Raw genomic sequence first — 9,725 nt, forward strand, 5'->3', positions numbered from 1 at the left:
CGATCTGGGTGTCGAAGAGGTTTTCGATCTCGATGCCGAAGTCCCGGTGAAGGGATCGGACGTCGTAGTCCGCCCCGTGAAAAATCTTGCGGACGCCGGGATCCGCGAAAATGGGCCGGAGGCCCGAAAGGTCGGTCACCGCCAGGGGATCGATAACGGCGGAGAGGCGTTCCGTGCTGATCTGAATCAGGCAGACCTTTTCCCGGAAATGGTACATGGAATCGGCCTCGAGATCGACGCCGACGGTCGCCTCACCGTCAAGGGCGTCGATCAGATCGGCCAGGGACGCCGCGTCTTCGATCAAACGGTAGCGCGGTTTCCGGTGGGCGGGGCGGCCCGATGCATCGACTTCGGCCCCCGAAGGCGTATTGAATGGGTTCTGGATCTCCATTGGCTCTCTGTCTAGGGTTATGAGGAATTGTTGGTTGTCCGTCAATTTTCGATATCTCAGGATATCATGGAAATGGCGAAAAACTCAAGGCTGAAGGCTGAAGACTGAAGGCTGAAGGAAAAACGGGGTAAGGGGAGGGTTGGTGGTTAGGGTTTTAGGTGATTAGGTGGTTATGGGGTTATGTGATTGGGGGATTGGGGGATTGGGGGAACGGCGGTGAGGCTGAAGGGACACAAGCCCCCATCCGTCACGCCCGCACCCCTTCAGCCTTCAGTCTTCAGTCTTCAGTCTTCAGCCTTCAGCCTTCAGCCTCATCTTGATGGTCACCCGACAGCGCCCCAAAACAGAAGGGGGCAAAAGCCCCCATCCGTCACACCCGCACCCCTTCAGTCTTCAGTCTTCAGCCTTCAGCCTCCCTATCGCACCGAAGCGGGCTGGGTGTCGCCGATCTCATCGTCGACAGGGCTGTAGTTGACCTCGGCAATGGGTGCCGGCGGGCTCTGCTCCGGATCGGGTGTCAGCCCCACCTGCTCGGAAACCGCCTGGCCGCTTGCCGCGGCGGCGGCATAGGCCGTTTGAAGGACTGCAAGGGCGTTTTCGCCGATCCCCATGTCGGCCAGAGCCGCTTTTGCCGCGTCATCGGTCACCGTTCCGTTGGCATCGACGGCACTGGAAAACACCTGAGCCTGGCCTGTCGCAACATCCATCACCACGACGCTGCCCTGGGGATAGCGTTGTCCTCCCACGTTGAGGCTGCCCTCGGTCACGAAATAGGCGATCCTGCCGTTCTGCTCGATCTTGATGTAACCCGCGGATCCCACGGGGATCACCTTTTCGGTTCCCTGGGTACGGAACACGGTCTTCCCCGGGCTCCGCTCGTTCATCCTCCCCGTGACGTACTGGAACCCGCCTTTGTGAACGTCGATGACGCAGGTGTCGCCGCCCTTGTCGGCTTCGTCATAGGCATAGGCCCGGATGATTCCGACGGCATCCGGAAGGAGCGTAAAGGCCGCCCTGTCGGGCGTCATCCACTGGACGTGTCCGTCGCTCCCCGTCGTGATGGTGTCACCGGGCTGAATGCCGCTTCCCAGAACGATGTCCCGGGCCTTGCCGTCGATCGAAACGCGCTCGACGCTGCCCCGGATGCCGATCACCACACCGGCCTCGGCCCCGCGCCAGTCGTTTTGACGGGCCTTTTCGACAATCCGCAGACCCGTGTCGATTTGCGGCGAACCTGGCACGCCCGCAGCGGCCATGTTCCCCGAGAGCAGCAGGATGCATCCCAACAGAGCGGCTATCATTTTTGGCTTCATTCCGTTCTCCTTTTTTTCGCTTCATGGTAATGGATGGTTGTCTCGACCACCGGTTCCCCCGCACGGCAGGGGCGACGGACGGTTTCGGATCCGGAGCGGCGTACATCGACACCGGTGGGCAGCTTATTACTCAACTGCCGACGTTCATGATGGTGACGGGAAAGCGGGGCGCGTGCCGTATCCTCCCGGCACCGGCCTATGACAGTCGACAGTCGAAATATTACATATTGAATATGTATTTTGTGTATAGTCTCGCCCCCCGTTAATGTCAAGGGGTTTTCCAATCATCCCGGCACACAACTTTTTCCTTGACCCGACATGCCTTTTCCTTTAATTTTTTGATTTTACAGGTTTCCGGCCGATACCGATCCTCGTTTCGTCAGATAACCCATAACGATCGAAAACCCATAATACGACGGTTTTCCAGGTGAAGGCATATGATCCGTATCACACTTCCCGACGGAAGTATCAAAACCTTTGAAAACACCCCCACGGCCTATGACGTGGCCGTAAGCATTTCGGAAGGGCTTGCGCGAAACTGCGTGGCCGCCGAGGTGGACGGCCGGCTGATCGACCTTTACCGGGAGATCCCCGAAGACGCCGCCGTCCGCCTCATCACCCCCAAGGACCCCGAGGCCCTCGAGATTCTCCGGCACACCGCGGCCCACGTCATGGCCCAGGCCATCCTGAGGGTCTACCCCGACGCCCATCTGACCATCGGACCGGTGGTGGAGGACGGCTTCTACTACGACATCGACATGGGGCCCGTATCCGCGGACGACTTCCCCAGAATCGAAGCCGAAATGCGGAAGATCGTGAACGAGAAGCTGCCCATCCGGCGAAAAACCGTATCCAAGGCCGACGCCCTCGCCTTTTACCGGAACGAACCCTACAAGCTGGAGATGATCCAGGACCTGCCGGACGGCACCATCTCCTTTTACGAGCAGGGGGAGTTTACGGACCTCTGCCGGGGCCCCCACCTGCCCCACACCGGGTTCATCCGGGCCTTCAAGCTGATGAAGACCTCCGGGGCCTACTGGCGGGCCGACCAGACCAACGCCCAACTCCAGCGAATCTACGGGACCGCTTTTTTCGACAAGAAAGACCTGAAGCGATACCTCGACTTCCTCGAGGAGGCCCGGAAACGGAACCACCGCAAGCTCGGGGAGCGACTGGACCTCTTCAGCTTTCACGACGAAGCGCCGGGAATGCCCTTTTTCCACGCCCGGGGCATGACCGTCTGGAACACCCTTCTGGCATACTGGCGGGAGGCCCACCTCGAGGCGGGCTACGTGGAGACCAAGACCCCCATCATGCTCAACCGCTCCCTCTGGGAACGGAGCGGTCACTGGGAAAACTACCGCGAGAACATGTACACCTCCACCATCGACGACATGGATTACGCCATCAAACCCATGAACTGTCCCGGGGGGATGCTCCTCTACGCCAACCGGCCCCACTCCTACAAGGAGCTGCCCCTCCGGCAGGCCGAGATCGGGCTGGTCCATCGCCACGAGATGAGCGGGGTGCTCTCGGGGCTTTTCCGGGTCCGGGCCTTTCACCAGGACGACGCTCACATCTTCATGACCCCCGATCAGATCGAAGGGGAGATCCTGGGGGTGCTCCGCCTGGTGGAGCGGATCTACGGCACCTTCGGCCTCGGGTTTCATCTGGAGCTTTCCACCCGGCCCGGGAAATCCATCGGCAGCGATGAACAGTGGGCCCAGGCGACGGACGGCCTGAAAAAAGCCCTGGACACCTACGGACAGCCATACAAGATCAACGCGGGGGACGGGGCTTTCTACGGGCCGAAGATCGACGTCCACATCAAGGATGCCCTCGGGCGGACCTGGCAGTGCGGCACGGTCCAGCTGGACATGTCCCTCCCCGAACGTTTCGACCTGACCTATGTGGGCCAGGACAACGAGAAGCACCGCCCCATCATGATCCATCGGGTGATCTACGGCTCCATCGAACGGTTTTTCGGCATTCTGATCGAGCATTACGCCGGCAAGTTTCCCCTATGGCTCTCGCCGGTCCAGGTCAGGGTCCTGCCCATCAACGACGAGCTGGCTCCATACGCGTTGGAGGTGAAAGACTTCCTGGCGGCGGGGGGCCTCCGCGTCGAGGTCGACGAACGCACCGAAAGCCTGAACCGGAAAATCCGGGAGGCCCAGCTGGAATACATTCCCCTGATCCTGACCATCGGCGCCAAAGAGAAGACGGCCGGAACCCTTTCCGTCAGGACACTGGACGGCTCGGTCACCTACGGTGTTTCCCGGGAGGCGTTCCTCACGCGGGTTTCGGATCACATCCGCCGCAGGAGTCCGGATCCGGGCATCTTCACGGACTGACGCATACGGATTGACAAATCTCCGAAGTTGCTATAAATAAACAACTTGACATTTAATCCGATGGCGAAAAAACCATCCAACGTCTGAAGGAGACAACATCGCATGGACGCACAAAACACCATCGTCATCAACGGGAATGAGTTCGCATTCACTCCCGGAGAGACCATCCTTCAGGTGGCGCGGCGGAACAGTATTCCCATTCCCACCCTCTGTCACCTGAAAAACGCGACGCCCACCGGCCAATGCCGGATCTGCGTCGTCGAAGTCAAGGGCGCCCGCAGCCTGGTGGCTTCCTGTGCCGCCCCGGCGGGCAAAGGCATGGTGGTTCTGACCGAATCCCCCAAGGTCATCGAGGCCCGGCGCCTCGTGCTTCAGCTGATGCTTTCATCCGGGAACCACAACTGTGCGGCCCGGGTGTCGGACGATCGCGACTGGAGCGGATTCCAGCTCGACGTCAACCGGTACGACCAGACCGGACAGCTCTGCCCGGTCTGGGGCGACTGCGAGCTTCAGCACCTCGCCTACCAGTACCAGGTTTCCGCCGAGCGGTTCCCCCGTTCGGAGGTGCCCTACCCCATGGAGGACGTCAACCCCTTCATCGTTCGGGATTTCTCCCGGTGCATCAAGTGCGGCCGGTGCGTCCAGGCCTGTAACGACGTTCAGGTCAACAACGCCATCAACTTCGGATACCGGGGCACGGACACCAAGATTATCGCCGGCGAAGACAAGACCCTCAAGGATTCGGAGTGCGTCTTCTGCGGGGAGTGCCTCCAGGCCTGTCCGGTGGGCGCCCTGGTGGAGAAGAACGCCCGGTACAGGGTGCGTCCGTGGGAGACCCAAAAGGTCCGCACCACCTGCAGCTACTGCGGCGTCGGCTGCCAGTTGAACCTCCACGTCAAGGCGGGCAAGGTGGTCAAGGTCACCGGCGTCGAGGACGTCGCCCCCAACTACGGCAGCCTCTGCGTCAAGGGCCGGTTCGGTTTCGATTTCATCGGATCCGGGGAGCGCCTCACCACGCCCCTCATCAAGGAAGACGGCAAGTTCCGGAAGGCCTCCTGGGACGAGGCCCTCGGTCTCGTTGCGGAAAAGCTCGGCGCCGTCAAACGCCAGCACGGACCTGATGCCATCGGCGTGCTCACCTCGGCCCGCGTCACCAACGAAGACAATTACGTGGCCAACAAATTCACCCGGGCGGTGCTGAAGACCAACAACATCGACCACTGCGCCCGTCTCTGACACAGCTCCACCGTGGCCGGTCTGGCCGCAGCATTCGGAAGTGGCGCAATGACGAACACCATCGGCGACCTGGAAGAGGCCGATGTCATCCTGGTGACCGGATCCAACACCACGGAGAACCACCCGGTCATTTCAACCTATATCAAGCGCGCCGTGAAATTCAAGGGCGCCAGGCTCATCGTGGTGGACCCCAGGCGGGTCAAGATCGCCACCTTCGCCCAACACTGGCTCCGCCAGAACCTGGGCACGGACGTGGCCTGGATCAACGGCATGATGCACATCATCATCAAGGAGAACCTCCACGACAAGGCCTTCGTCGAAAACCGGACCCAGGGGTTCGAAGACCTCAAGGCCATGGTGGAAAAGTTCACCCCCGAGTACGTGGAAAGCATCACCGGCATTCCGGCCGCAAGCCTCATCGATGCGGCACGCCTGTATGCCGGGGCCGGAAACGCCGCCATCGTCTACTGTATGGGCATCACCCAGCACGTCTCGGGGACGGACAACGTCAAGTCCCTGGCCAACCTGGCCATGCTCACCGGCAACCTGGGCAACAGGGGCGGCGGTGTCAACCCCCTCAGGGGGCAGAACAATGTCCAGGGGGCCTGCGACATGGGCGGCCTGCCCAACGTCTTTTCCGGGTACCAGCCGGTCACCAGCGATGAGATCGCCCAGAAGATGGAGCAGGCCTGGGGCGTGACCGGGCTATCCAGAAAGGTGGGCCTCAAGGTCACCGAGATGATCCCCAAGGCCCATTCGGGCGAGCTCAAGGCTCTCTATATCATCGGCGAGAATCCCCTGGTCTCCGACGCGGACCTCGACCATGTGGCCAAAAGCGTCGGAAACCTCGACTTTCTGGTGGTCCAGGACATCTTCATGACCGAAACCGCGGCCCTTGCCGACGTGGTGCTCCCCTCCGCCTGTTTCGCCGAAAAGGAAGGAACCTTCTCCAACACGGAGCGCCGGGTTCAGCGCGTCCGCAAGGCTGTCGAGCCGCCCGGAGAGGCCAGGGACGACTGGTGGATCACGGCCCAGATCGCCAGGCGCATGGGCTACGACATGGCCTGCGAAAGCGCCGAGGAGATCATGGCGGAGATCGCCCGGGTGACCCCCTCCTACGGCGGCATCACCTACGACCGGATCGACTACGAAGGGCTCCACTGGCCCTGCCCGACAACGGACCATCCCGGGACGCCGATCCTGCACAAGGAGCAGTTCCCCATCGGCAGGGGAAAATTCCATGCCATCGACTTCATCCCGCCGGCCGAAGCGACGGACGACGAGTATCCCCTCTACCTGACCACCGGGCGCGTGCTCTACCACTACCACACCGGCACCATGACCCGGAAGTCCGAAGGACTGAACGAGCGGGTTCCGGAAAACTTCGTGGAGATCTCCGCCAAGGACGCCAGGGACCTCGGCATCACCGACGGCGGCGCCATCGAGATCAGCTCCCGGCGGGGCAGGATCACGGCGACGGCCAAGGTCTCCACCACCGCGGTCTCGGGAACCGTTTTCATTCCGTTCCATTTCGCCGAATCCGCAGCCAACCAGCTGACCAACGCAGCCCTGGATCCGGTTTCCGGCATTCCGGAATACAAGGTGTGCGCCGTGAAGCTTTCGGCGGCCGCCCAATAGGGTTCAAACCTGCCTGACCACGACAAAGCGGCGCCTTCTCAAGGCGCCGCTTTTTTCAGGTCTTCCGTCACCGATGCCCATCGTTCGGGCACGCCGGCAACCCTATTCTTCTCAAAAAGGCGATGACAACTCCGCCACGATGAAGGGCGCGCATCGAACGCCCATACCCCCCTTGCGAATCCAGATCCTGGCCATGGTGACGTTCTCGCCGTCGATGTTGACGATGGTGGGAACGTCCTCCACAAAGGCGATGTCCTCCGTCTTGAACTCGTAGTAAAACGTCGTCTGGTTGTAGGGATCCACGATAAGGAGGATCTTGTCTTTGTCCACGGGATGCTTGAAGGGTGAGCCGATGAACGGAATGCTGTTCCGCTTCAGCTCCGCCACGTTGCTCTTCTTTTTATACGGCTGAATCTCCAGCCGTTTGGCTTCCTGCAGAAAGGTCGTCATGGTCATGCCGCTACCTCCTTGTCTCTGTCATCACGCACGGACCCGGAATCATGGGGCCGGCGACCGCTTCAGCTTCGGCCTCCCCCAGGAGCAGGGCCACCAGGGAAAGCGCGAATTCAATGGCGGTGCCGGGGCCCTGGCTCGTCACGCAGGTCCCGTCGACGACCACGCGCCGATCCTCCCACCCGGGGAGTTCATCCCGGAAGGCAGGGTGGCAGGTGGCTCGAAGGCCCTCGAGGAGGCCCAGGGGCCTGAGCACCACGGCCGGGGCGGCGCATATGGCGCCGTATAGCCTCCCGGAGCCGCGCTGCCGGTCGAGAATCTTCCCGAGGGCCGCCGATGCCGCCAGATGCCGCGCTCCGGGTATGCCTCCCGGCAGCGCCACCAGGTCGTAGGCCTCTTCGACACACCCCGATATATCCTTCTCGGCCGTCAGCATCACCCCGCGGGAGGCGGTCACCTGCAGCCGGTCCATGACCGAGGCCACGGTGACGGCAACCCCCGCGCGACGCAGCACGTCTATGATCACAACGGCTTCGATCTCTTCGGTCCCGTCGGCCACGGGCACCAGTGCGGTCTTTGCCATTTGAATCTCCTTTCACGAACCGCCGGAGGCCGCCCCAAGGACGGATGCCGTCCGGTGTTCGACGTTGTCAATGCGGTTTCCGTTACCCAATCCCGGGGAATCCCCCCGGTGAAAACCTCAGACCCAGGCTGACGCGGATACGTCTTCGTCCGACGCCTGCCGAAGCGCCTCGATGAGGGACAGGGCCTCGGACCGCGTTTCGATCCGCGTCAGCGCGGCCCTGAAGCGGCTGCCGTGGGGCAGGCCTCTGACGAACCACCCCAGCCGGCTGCGCATCATGCGGCAGGCGACCGCCTCGCCGAGATAAGCCACCGAGGCGTCCAGATAACGCATCATGGTCGATATCCGCAGCTCGAGGGTTTCGGGAGGAAGGGATTCCCCCCGCTCCAGGGCCGCAATCCGGGAAAACAGCCAGGGGGCCCCGATGGCCGCCCGGCCGACCATAATCCCCTCGCAACCGGTCTCCCGGCGCATCCTGAGAGCGTCCTCCGGAACGACGATGTCGCCGTTGCCGATGACCGGAATCGTCACCGCCGCCTTGACCGCCGCAATCACGGACCAGTCCGACCGGCCGCGGAAACCCTGCACCGCGGTCCGGGGATGGACGGCGACGGCGTCGACGCCGCACTCCTCGGCAAGCCTGGCCACGGCCACGGCCTGTTCTCCCGACGGATCCCAACCGCTCCGGATCTTGATGGTAAGGGGAATCCGGATCCGCCGCCGCACCGCCGTCAGCACCGCGCGCGCCGTTCCAGGCGTGCGCATGAGCGCGGCGCCGGAGCCCGATTTCAGGATCTTTTTCACGGCGCACCCGAAATTGATGTCGAGGATGTCCGCCCCCGCCGCCTCCGCAATCCCGGCAGCCTCGGCCATCATCCCGGGGTCCGCGCCGAAGATCTGAACGGCCAGGGGCTTCTCCCCGGGATCGCCGGCCAGCATCTGAACCGTCTTGCGGGAGCCGTGGACCAGCCCGTTGGCGCTGATCATCTCGGAGACGACCAGGCCGCAACCGGCCGCTTTGGCCAAAAGGCGGAAGGGCAGGTTCGTGATGCCCGCCAGGGGCGCCATGACCAGACCGTTCTCCAGTGAAACACGACCGATCTTCATGGACGACCCGTCATGGCTTCTTGAGACCGGGAAAGGAGATCACCCGGCTGTCCTTGCCGCCGGGATCGGGCGGCGCATCCTCTTCCGGCTCCGGGATCTCCGGCAGGGCGTCGTCGGGACACACCACCGGCGCCATTCGCATCCGGTTGCCGTTCATGGTGAACTCCGCGCCGTCGATGTATGCCGTCCGGAGAATCCAGGTCACCGGCTGAAGCGGGACCTGGAGCAGCAGCAGCTTGACGTGATACCAGTCCGGTTTGTGGTCCGCCTGAATGCTTTCGATCCGGGCGAATGTCATGGGCTGGTCTTCGAAATAGATCAATACGACATCGTTTTCCTGGGCCATGGTCTCCATCCATTCTATTCTATAACACGCGGCCGCCTGGGACCGCGGGATTGGGGATTTCAAATCCGGAGGTTGAATCCATAACGCAATTTTCGACTTTCACAGGTCGGTGCCGATTTCATAGGCCGGTGCCGGGAGGATGCGGCCCGCGCCCCACGCGGTTTCATTCAAGTGCCGCTGAAGCTTGCTCCGGGCGGGCCGGAAACTCGCCGGCGCGCAAACAGTCCGGGCCGCTGATCCGCCGCTGCGCTTAAGCGGCACTAAAAATCACCGCTCAAGGGGCGCGGGCCGCATCCTCCCGGCA

8 protein-coding genes are annotated in these 9,725 nt (G+C 62.3%); 2 read left to right on the plus strand and 6 right to left on the minus strand.

What is annotated here, in order from left to right; all coding sequences use genetic code 11:
* Both AB7S84_RS14305 and AB7S84_RS14310 read right to left on the minus strand, forming a co-directional pair.
* Positions 1-391, minus strand: a 391-nt coding sequence (locus AB7S84_RS14305; protein ID WP_428155246.1) for a ribonuclease D, incomplete at its 3' end; no start/stop codon positions are given.
* A gap of 416 nt (positions 392-807) precedes the next feature.
* A complete protein-coding gene (locus tag AB7S84_RS14310; RefSeq protein WP_428155248.1) occupies positions 808-1,704 on the minus strand; it encodes a hypothetical protein in 897 nt (298 codons plus the stop codon).
* A gap of 437 nt (positions 1,705-2,141) precedes the next feature.
* On the opposite strand from AB7S84_RS14310, the gene thrS reads away from it, so the two are divergent.
* Together thrS and fdhF are read left to right on the plus strand one after the other, a co-directional pair.
* Positions 2,142-4,058 (plus strand): threonine--tRNA ligase, encoded by a 1,917-nt coding sequence (gene thrS / locus AB7S84_RS14315; protein WP_020878108.1) that lies wholly within the window; start codon positions 2,142-2,144, stop codon positions 4,056-4,058.
* A 102-nt stretch (positions 4,059-4,160) separates the two neighbouring features.
* Positions 4,161-6,932: a formate dehydrogenase subunit alpha gene (gene fdhF, locus AB7S84_RS14320; protein ID WP_428155250.1), complete on the plus strand. Its 2,772-nt coding sequence runs from the start codon at positions 4,161-4,163 to the stop codon at positions 6,930-6,932.
* 111 nt (positions 6,933-7,043) lie between these two features.
* On the opposite strand, the gene AB7S84_RS14325 is transcribed toward fdhF, so the two are convergent.
* The 4 genes from AB7S84_RS14325 to AB7S84_RS14340 all read right to left on the minus strand — a co-directional run bounded on the left by AB7S84_RS14325 (position 7,044) and on the right by AB7S84_RS14340 (position 9,421).
* A complete protein-coding gene (locus AB7S84_RS14325; RefSeq protein ID WP_020878111.1) occupies positions 7,044-7,388 on the minus strand; it encodes a hypothetical protein in 345 nt (114 codons plus the stop codon).
* A gap of 4 nt (positions 7,389-7,392) precedes the next feature.
* Positions 7,393-7,968 carry a DJ-1 family glyoxalase III gene (locus tag AB7S84_RS14330; protein WP_020878112.1) on the minus strand — a complete coding sequence of 192 codons (576 nt, stop codon included), beginning with the start codon at positions 7,966-7,968 and terminating at the stop codon, positions 7,393-7,395.
* A gap of 117 nt (positions 7,969-8,085) precedes the next feature.
* Positions 8,086-9,075, minus strand: coding sequence for a tRNA dihydrouridine synthase DusB (gene dusB, locus AB7S84_RS14335; protein WP_428155254.1), 990 nt, complete (start codon positions 9,073-9,075; stop codon positions 8,086-8,088).
* A 10-nt stretch (positions 9,076-9,085) separates the two neighbouring features.
* Positions 9,086-9,421: a hypothetical protein gene (locus tag AB7S84_RS14340; protein WP_428155256.1), complete on the minus strand. Its 336-nt coding sequence runs from the start codon at positions 9,419-9,421 to the stop codon at positions 9,086-9,088.
* Positions 9,422-9,725: the final 304 nt, after the last annotated feature.

This window comes from Desulfococcus sp., from assembly GCF_050178255.1.
Lineage (GTDB): Bacteria > Desulfobacterota > Desulfobacteria > Desulfobacterales > Desulfococcaceae > Desulfococcus > Desulfococcus multivorans.